At 65.2% G+C, this 25,179-nt stretch carries 17 protein-coding genes; 9 read left to right on the top strand and 8 right to left on the bottom strand.

The features are described 5' to 3' along the window. The first annotated feature begins 59 nt into the window (after positions 1-59). Positions 60-833 carry an enoyl-CoA hydratase-related protein gene (locus ASG57_RS09925; protein WP_024341715.1) on the top strand — a complete coding sequence of 258 codons (774 nt, stop codon included), beginning with the start codon at positions 60-62 and terminating at the stop codon, positions 831-833. Between the two features lie 138 nt (positions 834-971). On the opposite strand, the gene ASG57_RS38605 is transcribed toward ASG57_RS09925, so the two are convergent. Continuing rightward, positions 972-1,148 carry a hypothetical protein gene (locus tag ASG57_RS38605; RefSeq protein ID WP_196232414.1) on the bottom strand — a complete coding sequence of 59 codons (177 nt, stop codon included), beginning with the start codon at positions 1,146-1,148 and terminating at the stop codon, positions 972-974. 9 nt (positions 1,149-1,157) lie between these two features. After that, positions 1,158-1,391 carry a DUF6894 family protein gene (locus ASG57_RS09930; RefSeq protein ID WP_024341714.1) on the bottom strand — a complete coding sequence of 78 codons (234 nt, stop codon included), beginning with the start codon at positions 1,389-1,391 and terminating at the stop codon, positions 1,158-1,160. Between the two features lie 204 nt (positions 1,392-1,595). Here ASG57_RS09930 and ASG57_RS09935 point away from each other — a divergent pair, with 204 nt between their 5' ends. The 3 genes from ASG57_RS09935 (at position 1,596) to ASG57_RS09945 (ending at position 5,715) form a co-directional block, all read left to right on the top strand. Beyond that, on the top strand, positions 1,596-3,671 hold the full coding sequence (locus ASG57_RS09935; protein ID WP_028146026.1) for a PQQ-dependent sugar dehydrogenase: 2,076 nt from the start codon (positions 1,596-1,598) through the stop codon (positions 3,669-3,671). Further along, positions 3,628-4,566: an SMP-30/gluconolactonase/LRE family protein gene (locus tag ASG57_RS09940; RefSeq protein WP_024341712.1), complete on the top strand. Its 939-nt coding sequence runs from the start codon at positions 3,628-3,630 to the stop codon at positions 4,564-4,566. Before ASG57_RS09935 ends, ASG57_RS09940 begins: the two co-directional genes overlap by 44 nt. A gap of 123 nt (positions 4,567-4,689) precedes the next feature. Further along, positions 4,690-5,715 (top strand): histone deacetylase family protein, encoded by a 1,026-nt coding sequence (locus ASG57_RS09945; protein WP_024341711.1) that lies wholly within the window; start codon positions 4,690-4,692, stop codon positions 5,713-5,715. Between the two features lie 54 nt (positions 5,716-5,769). Here ASG57_RS09945 and ASG57_RS09950 read toward each other — a convergent pair whose 3' ends face one another. The 4 genes from ASG57_RS09950 to ASG57_RS09960 form a co-directional block, all read right to left on the bottom strand. Next, on the bottom strand, positions 5,770-6,750 hold the full coding sequence (locus ASG57_RS09950) for an LLM class flavin-dependent oxidoreductase (RefSeq protein WP_024341710.1): 981 nt from the start codon (positions 6,748-6,750) through the stop codon (positions 5,770-5,772). After that, positions 6,747-7,478, bottom strand: coding sequence for a 4'-phosphopantetheinyl transferase family protein (locus tag ASG57_RS09955; RefSeq protein WP_024341709.1), 732 nt, complete (start codon positions 7,476-7,478; stop codon positions 6,747-6,749). Before ASG57_RS09955 ends, ASG57_RS09950 begins: the two co-directional genes overlap by 4 nt. A 213-nt stretch (positions 7,479-7,691) precedes the next feature. Next, entirely contained in the window at positions 7,692-7,862 is a 171-nt protein-coding gene (locus ASG57_RS38610) for a hypothetical protein (RefSeq protein WP_196232413.1), read from the bottom strand. 136 nt (positions 7,863-7,998) lie between these two features. After that, positions 7,999-14,436, bottom strand: coding sequence for a non-ribosomal peptide synthetase (locus tag ASG57_RS09960; RefSeq protein ID WP_024341708.1), 6,438 nt, complete (start codon positions 14,434-14,436; stop codon positions 7,999-8,001). A 135-nt stretch (positions 14,437-14,571) separates the two neighbouring features. Between ASG57_RS09960 and ASG57_RS09965 the strand changes: the two genes are divergently transcribed. The 3 genes from ASG57_RS09965 (at position 14,572) to ASG57_RS09975 (ending at position 19,874) form a co-directional block, all read left to right on the top strand. Then, entirely contained in the window at positions 14,572-18,033 is a 3,462-nt protein-coding gene (locus tag ASG57_RS09965; protein WP_024341707.1) for an ATP-binding protein, read from the top strand. Between the two features lies 1 nt (position 18,034). Next, positions 18,035-18,829, top strand: coding sequence for a protein-L-isoaspartate O-methyltransferase family protein (locus ASG57_RS09970; RefSeq protein ID WP_024341706.1), 795 nt, complete (start codon positions 18,035-18,037; stop codon positions 18,827-18,829). A 97-nt stretch (positions 18,830-18,926) separates the two neighbouring features. Beyond that, positions 18,927-19,874: a DUF6492 family protein gene (locus ASG57_RS09975; protein ID WP_024341705.1), complete on the top strand. Its 948-nt coding sequence runs from the start codon at positions 18,927-18,929 to the stop codon at positions 19,872-19,874. A 3-nt stretch (positions 19,875-19,877) separates the two neighbouring features. On the opposite strand, the gene ASG57_RS09980 is transcribed toward ASG57_RS09975, so the two are convergent. Then, positions 19,878-20,945 (bottom strand): endo-1,4-beta-xylanase, encoded by a 1,068-nt coding sequence (locus ASG57_RS09980; RefSeq protein WP_024341704.1) that lies wholly within the window; start codon positions 20,943-20,945, stop codon positions 19,878-19,880. Positions 20,946-21,292: 347 nt separating this feature from the next. Between ASG57_RS09980 and ASG57_RS09985 the strand changes: the two genes are divergently transcribed. Together ASG57_RS09985 and ASG57_RS09990 are read left to right on the top strand one after the other, a co-directional pair. After that, positions 21,293-22,729: a lipopolysaccharide biosynthesis protein gene (locus tag ASG57_RS09985; protein ID WP_024341703.1), complete on the top strand. Its 1,437-nt coding sequence runs from the start codon at positions 21,293-21,295 to the stop codon at positions 22,727-22,729. A 266-nt stretch (positions 22,730-22,995) separates the two neighbouring features. Next, positions 22,996-24,540: a L,D-transpeptidase gene (locus tag ASG57_RS09990; RefSeq protein WP_057196156.1), complete on the top strand. Its 1,545-nt coding sequence runs from the start codon at positions 22,996-22,998 to the stop codon at positions 24,538-24,540. An 84-nt stretch (positions 24,541-24,624) separates the two neighbouring features. Here the strand turns inward: ASG57_RS09990 and ASG57_RS09995 are convergent, their stop codons facing one another. Then, positions 24,625-25,161, bottom strand: a complete 537-nt coding sequence (locus ASG57_RS09995) for a VOC family protein (RefSeq protein WP_024341701.1) — start codon at positions 25,159-25,161, stop codon at positions 24,625-24,627. Between the last annotated feature and the right edge of the window lie 18 nt (positions 25,162-25,179).

Raw genomic sequence — 25,179 nt, forward strand, 5'->3', positions numbered from 1 at the left:
CGGAGCGGGCGGACAATGGCACATTGCAGCCAATGAGAACATCAAAAGGGAGAAGCGACATGGCTGGTGTGATGCAGGCGCGGGATGGCGCGGTTGGAATCTTGACCCTCGACGAGCCGGCAAGCCTGAACGCGATGACCCCGGACCTGCTCGGCGCGCTCGCCGTCGCCGTCGCCGACATGACGAAAGATCCGGACGTTCGCGCCCTCATCCTGACCGGAGAGGGACGCGGCTTCTGCTCGGGCCAGAACCTGAAGGCATCGGAGGCGCTCGGGGAGGACATCGCGGCCGGCGTGATGCGCTTCTACTGGCCGGCGTTCAAGGCCTTGCGCGAGTGCCGCGTCCCCGTGGTTGTTGCCGTGAACGGCGTCGCGGCCGGCGGTGGCTTCAGTCTGGCGATGGCCGGTGACATCATCGTCGCGGCGCGGTCGGCGAGCTTCATCCAGGTGTTCAGCCGCATCGCCTTGGTGCCCGATCTCGGCTCGACCTGGCTGCTGCCGCGGCTGGTCGGCCGGCAGCGCGCGCTCGAGCTGATGCTGTTGAACGAGCCCCTGACGGCAGAGCGCGCCCAGGAGATCGGCCTGGTGCGGCAGGTCGTTGACGACGCGAAGCTGATGGAGGAGGCGCTTGGTTTGGCGCGCCGCCTGGCCGAGGGTCCGACACGCGCCTTGGTTGCGACGCGCGCGCTGATCGAGGACAGCGAGCATGCGACCTACGAGGCGCAGTTTCGCCGCGAGATCGAGCTTCAGGCCACGATCCGCAAGAGCGCGGATGCCATCGAAGGCCGCAATGCCTTCATCGAGAAGCGCAAGGCAAGGTTTACGGGCAAGTGAGGTGGAGCACTTGCTCCCAGTCTCGTTTCGCCCGGGCTTGACCCGGGCATCCACGTCTATCCGCACCTAAAAACGTGGATGGCCGGGACAAGCCCGGCCATGACGATGAAGATTGGTGAGGCTTCCAATAGCGCGCGCTCAGAGCGAGCGGTTCAGCCGGCTGGCCTGATACTTGGCGCGCCATTTCGGGCCAGGTCCGCGCATGTAGTGCAGCTCGGGGCGGTAGGGATTGCCTGCAACGCGGATCAGCGTCTGCCATTTGGTGGCGACGAAGCTCAGGGGCTGGCGCAGCAGGCTGACTGAAGCGATCAACATGGCATCACCTCAATGCGGCTTGCCGAGCATGGCGGTGAACGGAAGATCGAAGATCTCCTCGCCGTCGTGGTCGCTGACGTGAATCACCCAGTCGCGCCAGTCTTCGGCACCCGGCGTCTGGATCATCGAGGTCATGATCTGGGCGGCACGGTCCCGTGCTTCGGTCAGATTGGCGACAGCGGCGCCGTTATGGTCGATCAGCGTGCCCTCGGTGTTGGAGCAGTGAAAATAGACCTGGACCATATGCGCCTCCTGTAGGGAGCTACCGGGATGGCAAAGCGATACCACCCGAGGCCTTTGCGAAACATTCGGGTCAAACCCGGTAAGGGAATTTACGGATATTGGTCGGCACCAAGGTCGCGACGGGTTTCATCACAGGCGGGTGATGATGAACTGGACGGCGCCCAGGCGGCATGGAACAAATCTCGCCGGAATTCGGGGGCTGCCGTGAACCACCTCACGTTCTGGCGTGATTGCCGACGTCTGTACCTGTTTGCAGCTGTTGTGATTGGCGCGTTGTTCGGCCCTGATACGGCAGCCTCCTCCGAGCCGGTGAGGAAAAGCGGCTACGCCGTCGGCTCGGAGACCTGCGGCAGCGGGGATCTCGCTTTCCCGCGACTGCAGATCGACATGAAGGCCGGATACTGCGCCGGCCTCGTCGCCAGCGACGAGGATCGCCTGAAGTTTCCGCGCTCGATCGTCCAGGTGCCCGGCCGTGACCTGTTCGTTGTGGCCGACATGGGCGGCTGGGGCCGCAGCGACGGACGGCTGCTGCTGCTCGATCCGCATGCGCCCCAGGGGCAACGCTTCAAGGAGCTGCTGACCGAATTGGAATATCCGTTCGGTCTCGTCATCGGTCCGGACAGGAAGCTGTATGCCTCGACCGCCGAGACGATCTTCCGATTCGATCCGCTCGCCGACAGCCCGCGCAGCACGGTCGAGACCATCATCCGTCACATGCCCGGCCGCCGCATCACGCTGCCCGATGGCACCAGGATCGACGAGAGCGCCCACCCGCTCAAGCAGTTTGTGTTCGACAAGCACGGGCGGCTGTTCGTCAATGTCGGCTCGCACAGCGACGATTGCATGACGCGTGCGCGGGCCGCAAAGCCCTGCGCCGCGGCCGAAGGCGCCTCGGCGCTGGCCGCAATCTGGCTGTTCACTCCGCCCGCAGGCGGTGTCTTTCCGGCGCTGAGGCCCGACGATCCCGACCCGCAGCACATGGTCTACGCGCGCGGGCTGCGCAATTCGATGGCGCTGGCGTTGCATCCGAACTTCCCTGATGCGGGCTATGCCTTCCTGCAAGGCGAGAACGGCCAAGATCTGCCCGACATCTTCAAACCGAACGAGGAGATCAACGCGATCGAGCAGGGGAGGCACTATGGCTGGCCCTACTGCTACGATCTGTCGACTCCGAGTCCGGAGTTCAGGCGCGTGTTGCAATCGGGGCCGTACAAATCGCTCTGCACGGCGAATGCGCTCTACAAGGCGCCGCACTCGCTGATGCCGCCGCACGGCGCGCCGCTCGCGATGCTGTATTATCGTGGCACGAAGTTCCCGGAGTTGGAAGGCAAGTTGCTGGTCGGTCTGCACGGCTATCGTCCGACCGGCAGCCGCATCCTCATCTATGAAGTCGACGATCGCGGCTTCCCCAAGCCGAAGCCAGCACCGGTGCGCTATCACGTGAGCTGCGCGGCGGATCCGACCCGCAGCTTCCAGACCGACGGCGGCGAAGTCGCGGCCGCGCCGTTCGAGGAGCTGATTTCCGGTTGGCACCGCGTCAACGGTGCGCGGCCGCAAGGTGCGCCCGTGGGCATGACCGTTGCGGAGGACGGTGCGATCTGGCTGGTCGAGGACAAGAACCGGACCGTGATCCGCATCGATCGCGCCGCGGGCGACGTGCCGGTGCCGCTGCCCTGCGAGATCCGCAGCCAGGCGATGATCGATCAGCTCGCGGCCTTCGTGGCGAGAGATGCGCAGAATGGCGTCCGGCTGACGACGCTGCGCAAGGGCCTGGTCGAGAGGCATTGCGTGGGCTGCCACTCGGGTTTCGGCCTCAAGCCGGGTCAATCGGAGGCAGACAAGGACGTAGCCGTGCTCCGTTTCATGCTGTCGCAAGACGGTTGGATCTACCCGGGCGATCCCGATGCCGGCAAGCTGCGCACGCGGCTGCGCGGGCGCGGGGCCGAGAAGCTGATGCCGCCGGGCGGCGAAAGCTTGCCGAAGACCGAGCCGGGCTACACACAGCTGCTGGACACTGCGGACCTGCTTGTTGCGAAGATGGTCCCGGGCACGCGCATGCGGATCAAGCCCGGGCCGCCGCAGCGCAAGTTCTTCGGCCGGACCAACCGGGAATGCGGCGAAATACCGGCCGCCAAGGTCGTGGTCGTGACACAAAGGAGCGCTGTAGACAAACCCGGCTTCAGCCGATTCTTCCGGCCGGCCGATCCCTATCTGAACGGCGAGTGCACCGACGACGATGGCTATTACATCCGGCAGGACTTTCTGGTGCCTGTGCAGTAGCATTTTGCTCGCCGCGACCCTGCCGGCCGCTGCCGAGACCAAGCTGTTCGAGAGCGTACAGGTGACGCAAGCGGGCGAATATACGTTCGGCATCGAAGGGCCTGCTGCCGACCTCGACGGCAATCTCTTCGTGGTCAATTTCGGCAAGCCCGGCACCATCGGGCGATTGCCGCCCGGCGGCACGGCATCGCAGCTGTTCACGGTGCTTCCCGAAGGCAGCGTCGGCAACGCCATCCGCTTCGACCGGAACGGCAACATGTTCATCGCCGACTACAAGAAGCACAACGTCTTCACGATCCCGAAGGGCGCGACCGAGCCTGTCGCCTGGTTTCACTCCGACCAGATGAACCAGCCCAACGACATCACCATCGCGCGGGACGGGACGATCTATGCGAGCGATCCGAACTGGAAGGGCAGGGAGGGCCACATCTGGCGCATCGCGAAGGCCGCCGACGGTACCGTGCAGGGGCAGGTGATGTCGGCGCCGCGCGCGATGGGCACCACCAACGGGATCGATCTCAGCCCGGACGGCAAGACGCTCTATGTCGGCGAATCCAGCAGCGGCCAGATCTGGTCCTATGGAATCCGGGGCAACGAGCTCGTCGACGCCAAGCTCGTCAAATCGTTCCAGCCGGACACCATCGACGGCCTGCGCACCGACGCCACCGGACGCCTCTATGTGGCGCGCATTCTCAAGGGCGTGATCGCGCTGATGAAGCCGAACGGCATGGTCGAGCGCGAGATCGCGCTCAAGGCCAAGGAGCCGACCAACCTGGCCTTCGGGGGGAGCGACGGCAAGACCGTCTTCGTCACCCAGCGCCAAGGCGGCTTCATCGAGTCTTTCCGCACCGACCAGCCCGGCCGCGAGCACTGTCTCCAGCGTGGGCGTTGCTAGGGTACGATCTGCATCCGGCGCAGAGCCGCGCGACGGGTGCGGCATTCTTCTTGCTTGCATCTCGCGGCCGCGGAGATCAAGACTTTCGTGGCAGGTCAGAACCTGCGACCACGGAGTGTTTGAGTGAAAGCCGTCTATACCGAACTGCATCGCAGCCACGATCCGCAATTCTTCCTGGTTCGCGGCGTGGTCAAGCGCACCACCGAGCAGCCCGAGCGCGCCGATCGCCTGCTCAAGGGATTGAAGGACGGCAAGCATCAACTGATCGAGCCGACGACGTTCGGGCAGGGCCCGCGCGCGCGCATCCACAGTCCGGAATATCTGTCGTTCCTGAGCGAGGCCTGGGAGGCCTGGACTGCGCTCGGCGATTCCGGCCCGGAGATGATCGGCAACATCCATCCCGTGCGTCATGCCGCGACCTATCCCACCCACATCGTCGGCAAGCTCGGTTGGCATACGGCCGACACCGCAGCGCCGATCGGTCCGGGCACCTGGGCGGCCGCCTGCGCCGCGGCCGACGTTGCAGTCACCGCCGCGCAGATGGTGATGGACGGCGAGGATGCGACCTACGCGCTCTGCCGTCCGCCGGGCCATCACGCCTATCGCGACATGGCCGGCGGCTTCTGCTTCCTCAACAACAGCGCGATCGCGGCGGCGCATCTGCGCCAGAAGCACGAGCGCGTCGTCATTCTGGACGTCGATGTTCATCACGGCAACGGCACGCAAGGCATTTTTTACGCCCGGCCCGACGTTTATACGATCTCGATCCATGCCGACCCCGTCGCGTACTATCCCTACGTGTGGGGCTATGCGCATGAGCGCGGGGAAGGACCCGGCCTCGGCACCAATCTCAACATTCCCCTGGCCATCGGTACCGGCGATGACGGCTACATGCAGGCGCTGGACCTCGCGCGCAAGGCGATCGAGTCGTTTGCGCCGGGCGCACTCGTCGTCGCGCTCGGTCTCGACGCCTCCGAGCACGACCCGCTGAAGGGACTGGCCGTCACCACGCCCGGCTTCCGCCGCATCGGCCAGGCCATCGCGAAGATGGGCCTGCCGACCGTGCTCGTGCAGGAGGGCGGTTATCTCTCTGATATCCTTGGCGCCAACCTGACCTCGGTGCTGTCGGGATTCGAAGAGGCAAGGTGAGCTCTCGGTCGTTTCTCCCAGCCAAAGCGACGAGAGAGCAGCGCCCGCAAGTATCTAGAACATCCCGCTCGCGGCGAGCGCCCTGCAGACGTGCTGCATCTCGGTCTCGTCGGCGACCATGTCGAGCATGATCGTTGTCAGGCCCCCCGCCGCAAAAGTCTTCAGCTTGGCGCCGATCTCCTCGTAGCTGCCGACCAGATACGGGCAGTCCGCCTGGAAGTTCAGGAACGGCAGCAGCCAATAGCCATTGTCGGCAAGCTCGCCGCTCTGTCCCTCATAGAGCCGCCGCTTCCACACGGAGTCGCTGTTCTCCACGGTGAGCGCGAGCAGCTCGCGATCGTCGGGATTGTCGCGGAAGCGTGCTTTTGCAGCCTGCCGAGCCTCGTCGCGTCTCTCGCGTGCAAGAATTCCAAAGTTCAGGCCCGATACGTCCAGCCCGTGATCGAGATCGGGCGGCAGCATCTGCATCTTGATGCAGCCGGTCTCCTTCGCGACGCGCTGGGCCGCCTCGGATTGGCCGGCGATCAAGAATTCCGGCATCAGCTCCGCAGGCAGGCGCGGGCGAAGTTGCAGATTGCTGGCGCGGTAGAACCGTCCGTCGAAATTCAGCGGCCGCGGGCTTTCCAGCAACTGACGCATCAGCACGACGAATTCACCGAGTCGAACGTAACGATCGGCATGCGACTGGTCGTCGCCCAGTCCGTGCAAATCGCTGATCGCCGTCCCCGTGATCATGTTGAGGTAGACCTTACGGCCGTGCAGCTGAGCGAAGGACGAGACGAATTTGGCCGCCGTGAAGGGATGCATGTAGACGGGATTGACGGCGATCAGCGGCGAAGATCGCGTCGTCTCTGCCAGGATGTGCTGGGCCATCGCCCATGGCTCGACGAACACATCGTTGCCTTCGAACAGCAGGATGCCTTCGAACCCGTTGCGGTCGGCGAACTGCGCGACCCGCATCAGCTCGCCGACATAGGTGTTGGGATTGCGGTTGCGTGAAATCGCGGGAAAGATACGCAGCCGCCGCGGCGTCATTCAGCCGCTTCCCGGAGCGGCCAGGCATTGCGGCTGATCGGAAGGCCGCCGTTCGCACGGGAGCCGTCGGCGATCGCGAGGCGATGCGACGGCGATGGCGAACACAGCGAGAAGTGCCAGCCGTCCGGATCGTCGGCGATGTCGGGCTTGAAGCTGATCTCGATGGCCTCGCGCGAGACCTGCATCGCGAAGCCATCGAGCGGCAGGTTGAGTCCGAAACCCCGCGCCTTGAGATAGGCCTCCTTGAGCGTCCAAAAGTCGAAGAAGCGCTCGATGGCGGCGGGCTCCGGCAGTCCGCGCAGCGCTTCGACCTCTTCCGGCGCAAAGAAGCGCAGCGCGGTGGACAGCGGCGCGACGCGCCGCGACACGGTTTCCACGTCGACGCCGATGGCCTCATGCCGCGACACCACGCAGGCGACGCAGCCGTCGGCATGCGACAGGCTGAAATGCAGCGCGGTCGAGGTCACGGGCGCTGCGACAAACGGCCGCCCATAGCGGCCGGCGCCAAACGCCCAGTCGGAGGGCGCGACGTTGGTGGCGACCTGCGACAGCGCCAGACGCAACATGGCATGTGCGAAAATATACTGCCGTCGATGCCGCTCGAACTTGAAGCGATCGGCCCGGGCCCGCTCGTCGGCCGAGAGCAGGCGTCGGCACGCATCGATCGCGCCCGGCGCGTCAAAGGTCTCGATCAGCCCGACGAAGAGTTCGATTCTGTCGTCCGCCATCAATGGGCCCATAGTGTCAGGCGAGGCCAAATCCCCGGTTCCGAGGGAAGCATCAGCTGAGGAATCAACCAAGAGGACCCTCTCTAGCGGTTCACCCGGGCGAATTCTTGTCGATTTGCAGGCCGGTTTACAGGCGCAAGCTTGTGCGAGACCCCAACTCGACAAGCGAGAGGGATCTGCGAAGAGTCGCACGGAGTATCCGACCGACGAAGCCTACTTCTTCTTCTTGGATTTCTTCTTGGACCCGCTCAGAGCCTTGAGGCTCTGTTCGATTTCCTTCAGCTCCTTCTGGAGCTTCTGCTTCTCGAAATTGAGCAGGTCTTGCAGCGCCTTGCGGTCTTCCTCGTTGAGCGAGGTCTTCTTCGTAAATTTGATGAAACCCATAACACTCCCCCGATCGAAAATAAGTCCAAATCAAAACGCGAGAATAATCTCGCGCGGCGATGGCAAATAATCAAGCAGCAACTTGATCATTCGCAGCATTGATGCATGAATCCGTGCTCGTTGGCGATGTTGTCGATCAGGCTGCCTTGCTCGCGAGTAACCGGCTGAGCGGTGCGTCGGGCTGGGCGGCGGCTGCAGTCAGCAGCGCGACGAGATTCTCCATCCACTCGCCGACCATTCGGCCCTCGAGCAATTCGCGCTTGTAGTTGCATGTGCCGGTGACTCCGGTCGGACGCTCCTTGAGCATCAGCGACAGCCAGCTCTGGTCGATCGGCAGCACCGGCTGGCCTTCACGCGCGATGTCGCCGATCGACGCTGTCGCGAGATCCGGGAGATCGAGCGGCTGACGCAACGGATTCTGCAGCGTGAAATACACCTGGAGCAGCGAGGCGGGATCTAACCCCTCCTGCTCCAGATGGTCGGCCAGGACGTTGAACGGCAGCTCCTGCCGCGCATGCGCGTCGAGCACGCCTTGGCGCACCCGCGCCAAGGCCTGCGTGAACGACAGCTCCGGTGTGACCGTCGTGCGGATGAGCACGGTGTTCTCGAACGGCCCGACGATTCGGTCGGTGTCCGGCTGGGCACGATTGGCCATGGCGGTCGCGACCACGATATCGGTGCGGCCGGTCCGGGCCAGCAGCAGGGCCTTCAGACCGGTGAGCAGGCACATGAACAGCGTGCCATTATGCTGGGCTCCCAGCGCCGAGATCCGGCCGATCAGTTCGCGGTCGAGGCTGACTGGATGGTGACCGGTGGACGCGCCCGGGGTGGATTCGCCCTCGAAGACGGGGCCCGCTCCTCGCAGATTTTCCGTCCAATCGGCAGCCTGACGGCGCGCAGCATCGGTGCCGCACCACCAGCGCTGCCAGCGCGCGACCTCCGAAAAGGCCGGGGGCGGCTTCGGCAGCGGCACTGAGGAATATCCGGCCAGCGCCGCATAGCGGCTCGACAAGTCCTCGAACAGCACGCCGATCGACCAGCCATCGACGATGGCATGATGAAGCGTCAGAAGCAGCACATGGTCCTCGTCGTGCAGCCGCAACAACCGGGCGCGCAGTAGCGGCGCGCGCGCGGCGTCGATCGGGGTATAGGTCTCCTGCTTGATCAGGAGATCGATCTTCCTGAGTTCGAGCGCCTTGCGTCGCTTGTTGGTGTGCGGATGGCCGTCACCGATCGTCTCCACGGTCATGACATGGCCGAGGGTGCGAGGCGCGACGATGCGGCTTTCGGGCTCATCGCCGTTCCAGGCGAACGCGGTCCGCAGCGATTCGTGCCGGCGTACGACATCATCGATCGCCTTTGCGAGCGCGGCCGAATCGAGCGGGCCCTGCAGACGGAAGGCGAAGGGCAGGTTGAAGAGCGGCAGCCCCGGCAGATTTCGCTCGATCCGCAGCATTTGGTCCTGCGCGATGGAAGGCGCAGGAAGTCCGCCTGCAGCCGATCGCGGCAGGGTTGCGGCAGGCTCGTGCGGCTTCGCCGCCGCGGCTTCGTCGACCTGCCGGGCGAGCTGTTCGATGGTCGATGCCTCGAAGATGGTCTTGAGCGGCAGCGATACGCCGAGCGCGCGGGCAATGCGCGCCATCGCCTGTCCCGCCAGCAGCGAATGGCCGCCGAGGTCGAAGAAATTGTCGGTCACACCGACCCGCTCGACCTTCAGCAGGTCGATCCAGATGTCAGAGAGCACCTTTTCCGTGAACCGCCGGGCCGGTACGGCAGCATCAGCTGCGGATGGCTCGTGGGGAGGCGCCAGCAGCGCGGAGCGGTCGATCTTGCCGTGGGCATTGAGCGGCATCCGGTCGAGGAACAGAAACGCGGACGGGATGGCATGGTCCGACAGCCTGCCTTTCAGGAATCCGCGCAGCTCGCTGGCGCTGCTCCGGCTGTGGGGCTCTGCGACGATATGGGCGATCAGCTTGATGTCGCCGCTCGCCTCGCGGCGCGGCTCGACGATGCCGGTACGCACGTTTGGATGTTCGGCAAGCGCACTCTCGATCTCCTTGAGCTCGATACGATAGCCGCGGATCTTGACCTGATGGTCGGCCCGGCCGAGGCATTCGATCGTGCCGTCGGAGCGGCGTCTGGCCAGATCGCCGGTCCGGTAGAGCCGGCCCGCCTGGCGTGAGAATGGATCGGGCAGAAAGCGTTGCCGCGTCTGCGCGGGGTCGTTGACATAGCCGCGACCGACGCCGGCACCGCCGATGCAGAGCTCGCCGGTCACTCCGACGGGCTGCGGCTGAAGGTTTGCGTCGAGCACGTAGAGCTGGGTGTTCGGCAGCGGCGCGCCGACCGGAACGGTGCCGATCGCGATCGCCGGCGCCTTGGTCAGGCGATGCAGGGAGACGTCGTCCGAGCATTCCGACGCGCCATAGGCGTTGATAAGCGGCACTTCAGGACAGCGGGCGAACCAGGCACGGCAGAGCTCGACGGGCAGCGGCTCTCCGGTCGAGATCAGCAGCCGCAACTTTGAGAAGGCGCGCAGCACAGGCGCCTCGTCCATGCGATCCAGAATGACGCGCAGCAGCGAAGGCACGATCTCGAGCACCGTGATGTCCTCGCGCGCGATCTCCCGTGCCAGCAGGATCGGGTCTCGCACGATCGCATTGGCGCAGACATGCACGCGCGCGCCGACCATCGGTCCGGCAAGGAACTGCCAGACCGAGATGACGAAGCTCTGCGGAGCGGTCTGCGCGATCACGTCCCTGGCGGAAAGGTCGAGTTCGGAGATGAGCGAAGCCAGGTGGTTCGACAGGCCGCGCTGCTCGATCATGACGCCCTTCGGCGCGCCGGACGAGCCGGATGTATAGACGAGATAGGCGAGGCTCGAGGCGTCGCGCTGCGCGGCGCGAGCCGGCCTGGTCGCCGCCGGGGCAATCACGTCTTCGAGCTCGGCCACTTCAATGCGCTCGACCAGCGGCGCGAGCAGGGCGTCGGCCAAGGTGGACTGAGGCCGTCCGGTCAGCAGGATGCGGGCGCAGCTCGATCCGAGGATGGTCGTAAGCCGGGCCGCCGGCTGGTCGGGATCGAGATTGACGAAGGCCGCGCCGACGCGCTGCACTGCCATCATCGCGGCGAGCAGGTCGGCCCCGCGCTCCGCAAGCAGGGCGACCACGCTCTCGGCGCCGATCCCCTCGCGGCTGAGCCAGCGTGCGGCCGCCTGGCTGCGACGCGCCAGCTCGCGATAACTCAGCGACGTGCTTCCGTCCGACACCGCAATGGCGTCCGGTGTCTTCTTCATCTGCCGGTCGAAGCGTTCGATGAAATTGCCGCGCGCGGTGAAATTGGCCGGCAGGCCCCGACCTTGTGCCAGCAGCTGCTGGCGTTCCGTCCCGGTGAGAAGCGGCAGGCGCGAGATGCGCTGCTCCGGATCGGCGATGACGGCCTTGAGCAGCGTCTTGAACTGGCCGGCCATGCCTTCGATGGTCGCAGCGTCGAAGAGATCGGTGGCGTATTCGAAGAAGCCGGTGAAGCGACCATCGGCCTCGACCAGTTCCAGAGTGATGTCGAAGCGCGCCACCTTGGGATCGACTTCCAGCCGCCGCATCGAAAGGCCGGGAAAGCGGGCCGCCTCGATCGAGGCGTTCTGGAGGATGAACATGATCCGGAACAACGGATTGCCGTCGCTGCGGCGCGCGATCTGCAGTGCGCGCAGCACCTCCTCGATCGGGAGGTCCTGGTTGCGGTAGGCGTCCAAGGTCACCTGCCGCACCCGCCGCAACATCTCGCTGAAGCCGGGATCGCCACCGAAATGATTGCGCAGGATCAGCGTGTTGGCGAACAGCCCAATCAGGCTCTCGCTCTCGATCTGGTTGCGATTGGCGATCAGCGATCCCGTAGCGACGTCCTCATGCCCGGTGTGGCGGAACAGCAGGCACTGGAAGGCCGCGAGCAGCGTCATGAACGGTGTGACGCCGTGGTCCTGGCTCAGCGCGCGCAGCTCGCCCGACAGGTTCTTGGAGAGTTCGAGATAGTGCCGCGCCCCGTGACCGCTCCAGACTTCCGGCCTCGGCCTGTCGGTTCGCAGCGGCAGCGTGGTGACACCGTCGAGCTGTGTCCGCCAATAATCGAGCTGCTCCCTGGCCGCCGGCGCCTGCGCCCAGCCCTGCTGCCAGAGTGCGAAGTCGCGATACTGGAAGGCGGGCGCAGGCAGTGCGGCCCGGTCCTTCTTGCGCGAAGCGGCATAATGGACGGCGAGCTCCTCCCAGAACAGGCGCTGCGACCAGCCGTCCGTGACGAGATGATGGATGTTGACGACCAGAGCGTGGTTGGTTCTGTCGAACGACAGCAATGTCAGCTTCAGCAGCGGCTCGCGAGCGAGGTCGAACGGATACTGCGCCAGCTTGAGCGCCTCGTGCCTGATAACAGCGGCCCGCTTCTGCGCGGGGCAGGGCCTGAGCTTGATGCGCTCGAACCGCGGAGGCGACGACAGCACGAGCTGGGCCGGCTCGCCCTGGCGTTCGATGAAGACGGTTCGCAGCGCCTCGTGGCGCTTGCAGATGGCGGTGAGGCTTGCGGACAAAGCGGCGACGTCGACCGGGCCCTTCAGGAGCGCGACTTCGACGACGTTGTAATTGCAGCGTGTCGAATCGAGCCGCGAAAGGAGGTACATCCGCTGCTGCTGGAACGACAGCGGTGCGTCTGCATCTGCGGCTCGTTGCCAGGCCGGCAGCGCTGTCTCGCGCCGGTTTGCGGCGGTGTCGATCCGGGCCGCAAGCGCAGCGACGGTTGGGCAATCGAAGATGTCCTCGAAAGAGAAATCGACGTTGTACCGTTCGCGCAGCCGCGAGCGCATCTGTGTCACCGCGAGCGAGTCCGCACCGAGCGCGAACACGTCCTGGTCGGCGCCGACCTGCGGCAGCTCCAGCAGGCCAGCCCAGATCTCGGCGAGCTCGGTCTCCATCGCATTGCGCGGCAGCCGTATCTCGTCGCGGCTGTGTGCTGTTGCGATCAGCTCGGCCAGCGCGTTGCGCTTCACCTTGCCGCTGGCGCCTTTCGGCAGCGCTGCCACGCTGCGGATCAAGCTCGGTACCTTGTAGGGCGCAAGCCGCTTTCGGGCGAACCGGCGCAATTGGTCGGAAGTCACCTCGGCATTCGGCCGCAGCACAACGACGGCGGCGACGTTCTCGCCGAGCTTTTCGTGCGGGACGGCGAACACGCCGGCCTCCAGCACCGCCGGATGGCTGAGCAGGACCTCTTCGACCTCCAGCGGCGAGACCTTCTGGCCGCCGCGGTTGATGATGTCCTTGATGCGGCCGACGATGAAGAGATAGCCGTCCTCATCGAGATAGCCGAGATCACCGGTCCGAAACCAGCCCTTGCGGAACGCCGCCTGCGTCGCCGCATCGTCATTGTAGTAGCCGCGGCTCATGTTCGGCCCGCGCAACATGATCTCGCCATGGGCGCCGCTTGCGAGCGTGCGGCCGGCCTGGTCCATGATCGCGATCTCGGGGCCCGCGGCGCGGCCGACCGATCCGGCCTTGCGCAGCTCGAACGGATTGGCTGCGACCTGCGAGGCCGCTTCCGTCATCCCGTAGGTCTCGAGCACGGGAACGCCGAACGTCGCCTCCAATCCTCGAAGAAGCGCAGGCGCGAGCGAGGCCGAGGCCGAGCGGATCACGCGCAGCGACGACGAACGGGCGCGGTCCGGGTCTGCTTCCGCCGCCGTCAGCAGGGCGCGATGAATGGCCGGCACCGCCGTGTACCAGGTCGGTTGCAGCTCCCGCATCCAGCCGAAGAAGGACGAGGCGTCGAACCCGTCGGTGCAGATCACGCTGGAGCCGGCCGCCAGCGCCGTGAGAAGACCCGAGATCAGGCCATGGGCATGAAACAGCGGGAGGACGTTGAGCAGCCGATCGTGCGACGTGAGCGACAGCACGTGGCCCGCGTTGTAAGCGGACAGGCAGACATTGTGGTGCGTCAGCGGCACCATTTTCGGCCGCGCCGCCGTGCCTGACGTCAACAGGATGAAGGCGTCGTCGTCGCCGCGCGGGGCGCCGCTGGGATTCGCCGCTCCGATCGCCGGGCCGACGAACGCACAACCGCCGAGATCGCCGACCGGCCCCGGCACGAAATCGATCACCGCGATATCGAGGGCCCTGGCGGCGTCGCGGCTCGCCGAGTTGATGTCGGCTCGGGTCAGGAGCGCCGCCAACTTCAATTCGCTGAAATAGCGTTGGAGCTCGTCCGACGTCAGTTCGGGATTGACGGGGACGCAGGCGCAACCTGAGGCGACCGCGATCAGCGCCAGCGCACTGTCGGCGCCGCGTGGCAGCGCAACCGCGACGCGGTCTGCCGGGGCGATGCCCAGGTCGCGCAAGGTGCCGACCAGTTGCCGGATCGATACGCCCAGTGCGCCATAGCTGAGGGCCGGCCGTCCAGGGGCAAGGAGTGCGGGCGCACCAGGTGTCTTGCGCGCGTAGAATTCGAGAAGGCCGCCGATATGCGCGAATATCCTGGTTTCGGCCGTCGTGCCGGCTGATCTCTCATCTGCTCCGGATGCAATGTCCGACAACGCCATTCCCTTTTGATGCGATTGAGCTATTCTTCCAAGAAGTTAGGGAATGCGTCCAGTCCGAGGTGAAGTTTGGGCCCCAATATCTGTGGTTGAGGGGCTCTAAGCCCTTCGACGGAGTGATGGTCGGGCAGAATCACCATGCTGGAGAATGAGCCGGGCACGGGAGAAGGCGAGCTGAAACGCTGGCTCGAAGGTATCGGCCTCGGCCGCTACAGCGATCTGTTCGCGCAGCATCGTCTCGATCTCGACGTCATGGGGGACCTGACCGAACCCGATCTGATCGAGCTCGGATTGCCGCTCGGCGATCGCAAGCGGCTCCAGCGGGCGATGGCGGCGTTGTTTCAGGCGGAAACGGCGGAATCGCCCACCGCAGCGGTGCGTCCACAAGCGCGGGCGGAGGTCGGTGCTGAACGGCGCCAACTCACCACCATGTTCTGCGACATGGTGGATTCGACGTTGCTTTCCACGCAGTTCGATCCGGAAGACGTCCGCGACATGATTGCCGGCTTCCGCGAAACCTGTGTCCGCGTGGTCAAGCACTACGAGGGCTTTGCCGCGCGTTTCGTCGGCGACGGTATCCTGGTCTATTTCGGCTATCCATCCGCCCATGAGGACGATGCGGAGCGTGCGGTGCGCGCCGGGCTGGAAATCGTGAGGGCGCTGTCGAGCGCGCGCGCGGTCGAGCCGCGTGGTGCGCCGAGCCATTCGCCGGCCGTGCGCATCGGAATCGCGACCGGCCTCGTCGTGGTCGGCGATCTCGTCGGGCAGGGCACCGAGGAGCGCGACTCCGCGGTGGGAGAAACCGTCAACCTCGCCGCGCGCCTGCAAGCCCTGGCTCCGCCCAATGGCGTCGTGATCTCCGCTTCGACGCAGTCGCTGCTGAAGGGGAAGTTCGACTACCGCAATCTGGGCGTCCACGACTTGAAGGGCATCTCCGAGAAGACGCAGGTCTGGCACGTGGTGCGCGCCTCGCGGGTGGAGACGCGCTTTGCCGCGGCCATGGGCACGCGGCTGACGCCCCTCGTCAACCGCGAGGAGGAGATCGCGCTGTTGATGGGACGCTGGCAGCAGGCCAAGGACGGCGACGGCCAGGTCGTGGTCAAGTTCGGCGAGCCCGGCATCGGCAAGTCGCGTATCATCCAGGAGATCTTCGAGCGGATATCGGGCGACCGCCATGGGCAGGTTTCGCTCCAGTGCTCGCCTTACTACACCTCCACCGCGTTCCATCCGTTCGTCGAGCAGCTCAAGTTCTCGCTCGGCCTCGATCGCGATGATACGTCAGCGCTGTCGCTGGCGAGCCTCGAAAAAGCGATCGCTGCCGCTCATGGCGATATCGAGCAAGTCACGCCGCTGTTTGCCGCTCTGCTGTCGATACCAACGGGGGACCGCTATCCGCCGCTCGAACTGTCGCCGCAGCAGCAGAAGGATGCGACCGTTGTGGCGCTGGTCAACCACTTCCTCGGCCTTGCACGCGACATGCCGCTGGTGATCGCGTTCGAGGATTTGCACTGGATCGATCCGACGTCCCGCGAGGTGATCGACCTGCTGGTCGAGCGGGTACAGAACCGCCCGATCCTGGTCGTCATCACCGCGCGCGTCGAATTCCAGCCAAGCTGGAACGCCCATTCGCACATCACCACCCTGGTCCTGAACCGTCTGAGCCGGCAGCTTCGCACGACTCTGGTCGAACGTGTCGCCGGTCGAGAGCTGCCCAAGGAGGTCGTGGAGGAGATCATCGTCAAGACGGACGGCGTGCCGCTGTTCCTGGAAGAACTGACGAAGACCGTCCTTGAATCCAACCTCCTGACCGAGCGCCACGGGCGCTATGTGTTGTCGGGGCCCTGGCGGCAACTCGCAATCCCGGCAACCCTGACCGACTCGCTGATGGCGCGGCTCGACCGGATGGGACCGTTCAAGCGGATTGCGCAGATCGGTGCCACGATCGGCCGCGAGTTCTCCTACGAGACGCTGCACGCCGTCGCCAATACACCGGCCGAGCAGATCGAGGCGGCACTCAATCATCTGGAGCAGGCGGGTTTGATCATCCGCCGCGGCCATCCGCCGGACGCGCTCTACTCCTTCAAGCACGTGATGATCCAGAACGCCGCGCATGACAGCCTGCTACACAGCGAGCGGCGCAAGCTGCATTCCAGGATCGCCCAGGTGCTCGTCGAGATGTACCCGGAGAAGACCGATCGCGAACCGGAGCTGCTCGCCCATCACCTCACCGAATCCGGCCAGAGCGAGGGCGCTGCGAGCTTCTGGCTCAAGGCCGGCAAGCAGGCCGCCAAGAGCGGCGCCAATCTGGAGGCGATCGGCCATCTGCACCGCGGCCTCGCGGTCGTGCAAGCCAATGCGCGCATGCAGGGCGCAGACGAGATGGAGCTCGAGCTGCGCATTGCGCTCGGCAATGCGCTGATTGCCGCCAAGGGCTACGCGGTGCAGGAAGTCGAGGAGAACTATACCCGCGCGCTGGAGCTCGGCTATCAGCTCGACGACGACGAAAAGGCCTTCGCTGCGACCCGCGGCCTCTGGGTCTGTCATTTCATCCGCGCAGATCTGACCCGCGCGCACGAACTCAGCGTCGAGCTGTTGAGGTTCGCCAAGCGCGCGCGACTGAACGAGCGGGCGCAGCCGGCGCAGCAGACCGGATACCTGATCGAAGCGCACCGCTCGATCGCGATGACCATGCTCTATCGTGGGCGCTTTGCCGCATCCCAGCATCATTTGCACCGGTGCATCAACCTCTACAGCCCGGATCTGCATTCCGATCTGATGGAGCGACACGGCACCGATCCCGGAGTGGTCTCGCTGTCCTATCTCGGCTATCTCCTGTGGTTCCTTGGTCGCCCCGACGCAGCACGCCAGCATAGCGAGCAGGCGATCGCGAATGCGGAGAAGATCCGGCATCCCTTCACCCTCGCTTTCGCTCTCGTGTTCGGTGCCTATCTCTGTCAGCATCTGCGCGACGTCGAGGGCACGCGCGACCATGCCAACCGCGCGATGATCATCGCCACCGAGCACAATTTCCTGCATTGGAAGCAGCAGGCGGCGATCCTGCGCGGCTGGGCGCTGGCTCAGCTCGGCGACGCCGACGAAGGGCTCCGCCAGATGCGCCTCGGCCTCGACGAGTACGAGGCGATGGATTCCTGGCTGGCCGGCTGCTGGTTCCGCTGCCTGCTCGCGGAAGCCTATGCCAAGGTTGGGTTGCGCGAGGCCGCCCTGCGCGCCCTCGATGGTGCGCTCGCGACGGCAAGGCGCACGGGCGATCATTCCTACCTCGCCGAGGTCCATCGCCTGCAGGGCGAGATCACGCTGTCGGACGGTGATCCGGTCTCGGTGCAGGAGGCCGAAGGTCTGTTCGAGTTATCCCTGGAGATCGCACGCAAGCAGGGTGCGCTGTCCTGGGAGCTCCGCACCGCCGTCAGCCTTGCGCGCCTGTCGCTTGAAACCGGCAAGCGCGAGCACGCAAGACTCCTGCTGGTGCCGATCGTGGCCAAATTCAGCGAGGGCCTTTACACGGCGGACCTGAAGCAGGCGATGCAGCTCGTCAACGAGCTTGGCGCGGATGCGCCCGCTCGCGAGCAGGCCGATCTGTGACATGCGGGATATTGCCGCCGCACGTGCGCGCTATGTGGGATTGATTGCCAGGCGCGAGCTGATTTCCTCAAAGCGCCTGCTCGATGCGCTTGCTGCCGTTCCGCGTGAGGATTTTCTGCCGCGCGGACCCTGGCGCATCAAGGACGAGGCGGCGCGCAGCTACCGGCTGACGCCCGATGCAGATCCGGTCCATCTCTACGACAATGTGCTGGTCGCGATCGACGCGCGTCGCAAGCTCGACACGGGGTTGCCGAGCCTGTGGGCGCATTTGATCGACATACTCGACGTCAAGCAGGGAGAGCGTGTCGTGCAGATCGGCTGCGGCCTCGGCTATTTCTCCGCGGTGCTGTCGAGGATGGTCGGCCCAAAGGGCCACGTGCATGCGATCGAATGCGATGAGCGGCTCGCGGCCCGAGCGGGGAACTATTTGCGCGGCTATGGCAACGTCACGGTCGTCCATGGCGACGGATGCAAGGATGTCGTCGAACCCGCCGACGTGATCATTGTGCATGCCGGTTTCTCGCACCCGCATCCGCTCTGGCTGCGGTCGCTGCGTCCGCGCGGCCGTCTTCTGGTGCCGCTGACCCAGCGGGATCGCGAAGGCGCCGCGATCAAGATCACGCGGAAGGCCAAACGTTTCGAGGCCGAGGCGATCCAGCAGATTCGCATCTTCCCCGGCCAGGGGCGCGGTGTGACTGCCCTCGACGACCGGGTCGCCGATTGGTGGCAGCGGGCATCGGCCCCGGCACCGCTGCGCTTTCGCGGTCTCGCGCAAGGGCTGCCGTCGGATGGTTAATTCTTCGTTTCATTTTACCTTGATTGCGATAGCAAGTTTCCAACGCTCCCCATTGCCGCTATGAGTGCGGCCTGATGGCAATTCTTGAGCGCGCTCCATGCATTCCGTTGCACTGCTGACTGCCAGCTATGCCAAGGATATCGAACGTTTCTCGCTCCTCAGCGAGAGCATCGACACCTGGCTCTCGGGATTCACGCGGCATTATGTGCTTGTGAACGACGAGGACGTGCCGCTGTTCGCACCGTTCGTCTCCGACAGGCGCGTTATCGTTCCGGCCTCGCGCTATCTGCCGAAATGGCTGCTCGCGCTGCCGCCGGCGCTGCAATTCGGCAACCGGCGCATCTGGCTGTCGCTGCTGTCTTCACCGGTGCACGGCTGGCATATCCAGCAGATCCTGAAGATCGCCGGCGTCCTGAATGCACCTGAGCAGCGCGTCTGCATTCTCGACTCGGACAATCTTTTCTTCCGCGAATTCGACGTCCGCCAATATGCAGGCGCCGAGAAGACGCCGCTGTTCGTCGCGCCCAAGGCGATCGGGGCGGATCATCCGCTGCATGGCCTCTGGCTCCGCACGGTCGATCAGCTTCTCGGTATCGAGCAGCGCTCGTTCCCGGCCGACGATTATGTCGGCAACGCGCTGGTCTGGGACAAGGACACGGTGCGTGCGATGGTCGGCGCCATCAAGTCGGCCACGGGCTTGAGCTGGGCTCTGGCATTGTGCCGGAAGAAGAAATTCTCCGAATATCTGCTTTACGGGAATTTCGTCGCGAATTCGCCGGACCATCTGGCGAGACATCGGGTCACCGAAGACAGCATTGCAGTCTCGCACTGGGATGACACGCCCCTTGACCGCCCGGCCATCGAAGCGATGATGCATGCGGCCTCCCCCGAGCAGGTTGCACTCTGCATCCAGTCCTATTCGTCAACCTCGGTCGAGGACATCCGCGACGTGTTCCGTCTCTCATCGCGCGATCGTCGCAGTCCGGGCCTGGCTCCCGATCACGTCGGAGATGCGCCCGCGTTCGAAACGCCGAAGATGCGATAGCCTTCAAGCCTCGTTCGTGAACTTGCTGATGACGTCCATGAACGGCTTAGGCTTGAACTCGCCGTCGAGCGGCAAGGGGCGGTTCGGCTGCTTGTCCTTGCGGGCAAACGTGCCGTTGATCCAGCTGTAGCGGTCCGAGAGTCCCCAGGTCAGGATCGAGCGGACCGGGCCGCTGACCGAGATTGCGGTGAGAAGGTCGTCGACGCGCTTGGCGACGATGGCGTCGCGCTCCGCCGGACTACCCGCCAGCTTCTGGTCGTCGACGTCGAGTTCGGTGACGAGCACATCGAGTCCCCAGGAACGCAGCTCGGTAACGAATTCGGCGAGCCCGTGCGTGTCGATCTCGAGCTCGGCGTGCAGATGCGATTGCAGCCCGACCGCGTGGAGCGGAACGCCCCGGTCGAGCAAATCCATGATGAGGTTGCGATAGGCCGCGCGCTTGGCGATGAACGAGTCTTTCGCCGATTCGATGTCGTATTCGTTGATCGCGAGCTTGACGAAGGGGTCCGCCGCAGCCGCCGTGCGGAACGCCAGCGGAATCCAGCTCTGACCCAGATGCTGCGTCCAGAACGTGTCGCGCCGGTCCTTCGGACTGCGAGGATTGTCCGGGATCGGCTCGTTCACGACATCCCACGATGTCAGCTTGTCCTTGTAGTAGGACACGACGGTGCCGATGTGGTCGCGATAGGCGCGCTCGACGCCCTTGGTGTCCTTGATCTGCTTGGTCCAGTCCGGAATGTCATGATACCAGGCGAGCGCGTGGCCGCGCATCGAGAGATCGTTGTCTCGCGCGAAATCCAGGATCGCGTCGGCGCGCTCGAAAGCGAACGTGTGCGCATCCGGCCGCAGCATCGGCCATTTCAGCTCGAGCACCGGCACAATCTGCGTGCAATAGGTGCTGATGGCCTCGCCGAGCCGCGGATCCGCTTGCAGATCCCACAACGTGGCCGCAGCGCCAAAGCCGGGACGACGCTGGGCGCGTTTCGACGCCGGCACTGCGGACGCCGATGCGCCCGCCGCGAGGGCTGCGGCGCTGCCGAGGAGAAATTCGCGTCGATCGAGCCTGACCACGTTGGGCGTTCCTTTTGCAACCAACGCGCCTTCGTACCAAGCGGCGCCGTGCACCGCCCGGGTTTCATGTTGTTGGGTTAACTCGGAACCTTCGGCGCGTGTGTGTTACGGCCGCGCCGAACGCGGGAGATCGCCCGGAACATGGTTTCTTTTCGATGACCGGTCCGCCGGTTCGGCACAGGGCAAATTTAACGCTAACGCGCGAAAGCGGCCGCAAGGCCTCATTCGCCGCCCGATCTGCAGACTAATGTGACATTCTTGAGAGATGCTGCGGCGCCGTTTCGTTCGCCGCCAGGATCCGATCGGATCGACCACACTCGCAAGACCGCCGCCGGTCCCTTGATCGCATGCTGAATCGTCATTTCTCGATCTACCTGGTCGCCTACATCCTGCCCGCGGCGGTGGGCTTCTTCGCCGTCACGGCCTATACGCGGCTGCTGAGCCCGGCGGAGTACGGCGTCTATGTGGTCGGCATCAGCCTTGCGGGCATTCTGGGCGCGATCTTCTTCGCCTGGATCAAGCTGTCGGTGTCGCGCTATCAGGCGATGTCGGCGGACGTCGATTTTCGCGGCACGGCGATCGTGGCGTTCGCCCTGACGGCCGCAGTGCTCTGCGCCACCACTCCGCTGGTCTTCCTGTTCCGCAGCGACGTCAGCGTCGGGCTGCTGCTCGCCAGCATGTTCGTGGCGATCATGGCCAACGCGGTCGACGTCGGCCAGGAGTTCGAGCGCGCCAAGTTGCGCCCCTACCGGTTCGCGGCGATCTCGATCGTGCGCAGCGTCTCCAGCGTCGGCTTCGGTCTTCTCGGCATCTGGCTCGGCTGGGGTGGATTGGGGCTGCTCGCCGCGTTCGGTCTGGGATCGCTCGCCGGCATCATCATGAATCTCGTCGGCGACCGCACCAGGATCGCACGCTTCCAGCGCAGCCAGTTCATGCAGCTGGCGCGCTACGGCCTGCCGCTGACGCTGGCCGGATTGTCCGTTGCGGTCTATTCGGCCAGCGACCGGCTCATCGTCGCCTATCTGCTCGGCAAGGATGCCGCCGGCATCTTCGGCGTTGCCGCCGATCTGCCGCGCCAGTTCATGGTCATGATCGCCTCCAGCGTTGCCGCGGCGACCGTGCCGCTGGTGTTCCGGTCATTGTCCGAGAACAACAGCGAGACGACGCGGGAGCGGCTGACCGAAAGCCTCGAGCTTCTGCTCGTCGTCGTCGCACCCGTTGCGGTGTGGCTTGCGCTTGCGGCGGACCAGGTCGCCGGCACGCTCGTCGGCGTCGACTTCCGCGCCGGCGTCTCGGCGCTGCTGCCGATCCTGGTGCTGGCCCGCCTCTTCGGTATCGCCAATCAGTTCTACGTGCAGATCAGCTTCCAGCTTGCCGAGCGGCCCTTCATGCTGGCGGCGCAATCCTTCCTCACGCTGCTGATCAGCGTCGTCCTGATGTTCGCGTTGATCGCCGGCTATGGCCTTCACGGCGCGGCGCTGGCGACGCTGGCGACCGAGGCGATCGGATTGCTCGTTGCGGTCGTCTTGATGCATCGGGCCCACCCGGTCCCGTTCGAGCTCAATCGCCTCGCCGGCGTTGCCGTCTCCGCGGCCGCGATGGCCGCCGCGATCCTGATGGCCCGATCGCAAGCGGGCGGCACCGGCCTCGTGCCGCTCGTCATGGTCAGTCTCGCCGGCGGCCTCGCCTATGCCGCCGCGGCCTGGCTGCTGAATGTTGCGAACGTGCGAACGCTGTCGCTGCGTTTCCTGCGAACATTGAACCGCAAGGCGCTCGGCGTCTAGCGAGGGACCATCCGCCCCGCTCGGCCGGGACGGCTGCACCAAAAGGTGATCCGGACATTCTGCCGCAGCGATCGAGCCCAGCTTCGGGCCGGCCTCGGCCGAAGCCCGCCTTCCGCCTGTGCCAACCCTCGTATATGAGAGATTTGTCGCTCGAACGTACCGAATCCCGCCACAGACGGAACGTAAGGCGGCTGCGATTTCTTAAGCAATGATTCCAATCTGCACGTGAGCGACAACAGCAGGCTGGCAGCTCGACCGAGGATGGCATGAAAAATCAACTGGCGACGGCGCAATTCACCAAGGCGATGCGACGTCTCCGGCCTGCCGGAATGGTTGCGCTCGCGACGCTTGCCACATTCGTGGGCGCGGCCCCCGCGACCGCGGCCAAGCAGCAGCGCCAGGCCGCCGAGGCGGTCGCGCCCCGCCAGGCCGGSGAGCCGATCATGGCGATCGTCTCGATCAAGAGCCAGCAGATCACTTTCTACGATGCCGAGGGTTGGATCGTGCGCGCGCCGGTGTCGACCGGCACCACGGGACGCGAGACCCCGGCTGGCGTCTTTGCCATCCTCGAGAAGAACCGGGAGCATCGCTCGAGCATGTATGACGATGCCTGGATGCCGCACATGCAGCGCATCACCTGGAACGGCATCGCGTTGCATGGCGGACCGCTGCCCGGCTATGCCGCCTCGCACGGCTGCGTGCGGATGCCGTTCGGCTTTGCCGAGAACGTGTTCGACAGGACCTATATCGGGATGCGCGTGATTGTCTCGCCGCACGACACGGTCCCGACCGATATCTCGCATCCCTCGCTGTTCGTGCCCAAGCCGGAGGCCATCGCGGCCGTGCCCGGCCGGGCCGACAAGCTCTCCGCCGAGGCGGAGGAGGCCACCAGGGCGGCCGACGAGGCCAAGAAAGCTGCGTCCGCCGCCGCGAAGGAGGCTACCGCGCTGCCGGCCACGCTGCGCAAGCTGGGGCAGCAGAAGACCCGCGCAGACGCCGAGCTCGCCTTCGCCGACAAGACGCTCGCCAATGCCAAGACGGATCAGGCCCGCGCCAGGGCCGAGGAGCGGAAGCAGAAGGCCGAGGCCAAGGCTGCCGACGCGGCAACGCAGCTCGAGGCCGCCATGGCCGCGGCGCAGCCGAAGCGCGATGCGGTCGCCGCCACGAAGGAAGCCGCGAAGGCGGCGGCAGCCAGGAAAGCCGACGCCGTCAAGGCGGCGACCGACGCAAAGCTCGCCGGCGAGCCGGTCTCGGTTTACATCAGCCGCGCGACGCAGAAGCTCTACGTGCGGCGGAACACGCACAAGCCGGCGCCCGACGGCGGCGGCGAGGTGTTCGATGCCAGCATCGAGGTCCCCGTCACCATCCGCAATCCCGAGCAGCCGATCGGAACGCATATCTTCACGGCGATGGCGAAGACCGATACGGGCCTGCGCTGGAGCGTGGTGACGATCGAGAATGGCGATGAGGCCAGGAGCGCGCTCGACCGGGTCACCATCCCGCAGGACGTGTGGGATCGGATCGGACCGACCGCGCTGCCGCGCTCGTCGATCGTCATCTCCGATGAGCCGCTGAGCAACGAGACCAATTACCGGACCGAGTTCGTCGCGGTGCTCAGCAACGAACCGCAGGGCGGCTTCATCACGCGCAAGCCGACCGCGCCGGCCATGGTCGCCAGCGATGACGGATGGGACAACGGCTTCGGCTTCTTCTACCCGCGTGATCCCTACGTCCAGCAAGGCAATCCGCGCCGCCGCAGCCAGTATCAGTATTATCAGCCGGCGCAGCCGTTCCAGCGCGGCTTCTGGTAAGGGACGCCGCGCGCTTCGCCCTTGCGCTGCGATCCCTACTGTCGAGGCTCCAGTTGCAAGATTCGGCCAAGCCGGCGATCGATCCTACGAACGGCCGCCGACTTCGCGGACCGGCCGGGTGCCGTCCCAGTTCATCGCGGCCAGCCGGACCTTCTCGAAGAACGGGCCCTTGGCGCCGCTGATGTCCGAGATCTCGATCACCGTGCCCGGATGGGCCTGCGTGTCGAAATAGGCAAAGCGTCCCCTGTCGCCGCCGATCTGGCCCTCATGGCCGATCCTGTAGCCGAGCCCAAGCGCCGTGTCGTACAGCGCCTGGTAGTCATGGCTCCAGTACGACATGTGCTGGAGCCCCTCCTGGCCGGCGTCGAGAAACTCCTTGTACAGCGAAGGTGCATCGTTGCGCTGCTGGATCAGCTCGATCTGAAGATCGCCGGAATTGGCTAGCGCAATGCTCATCTCCACGGCGGAATCCTGGCCGCGATGGCGGAACCAATCGGTCTTCACCCGGTCCATGTAGTACCAGGGACCTACGCCCATCACCTCGATCCAGTGCTTCATGGCGGCGTGGATGTCCCGCACCACATACCCGTTCTGGCGCACCGCGCCGAAGATGCGGCTCATGCCCGCGCTCCCCTTCTC

Origin of the sequence: Bradyrhizobium sp. Leaf396 (genome assembly GCF_001424605.1) — a bacterium.
Taxonomy (GTDB): domain Bacteria; phylum Pseudomonadota; class Alphaproteobacteria; order Rhizobiales; family Xanthobacteraceae; genus Bradyrhizobium; species Bradyrhizobium japonicum_C.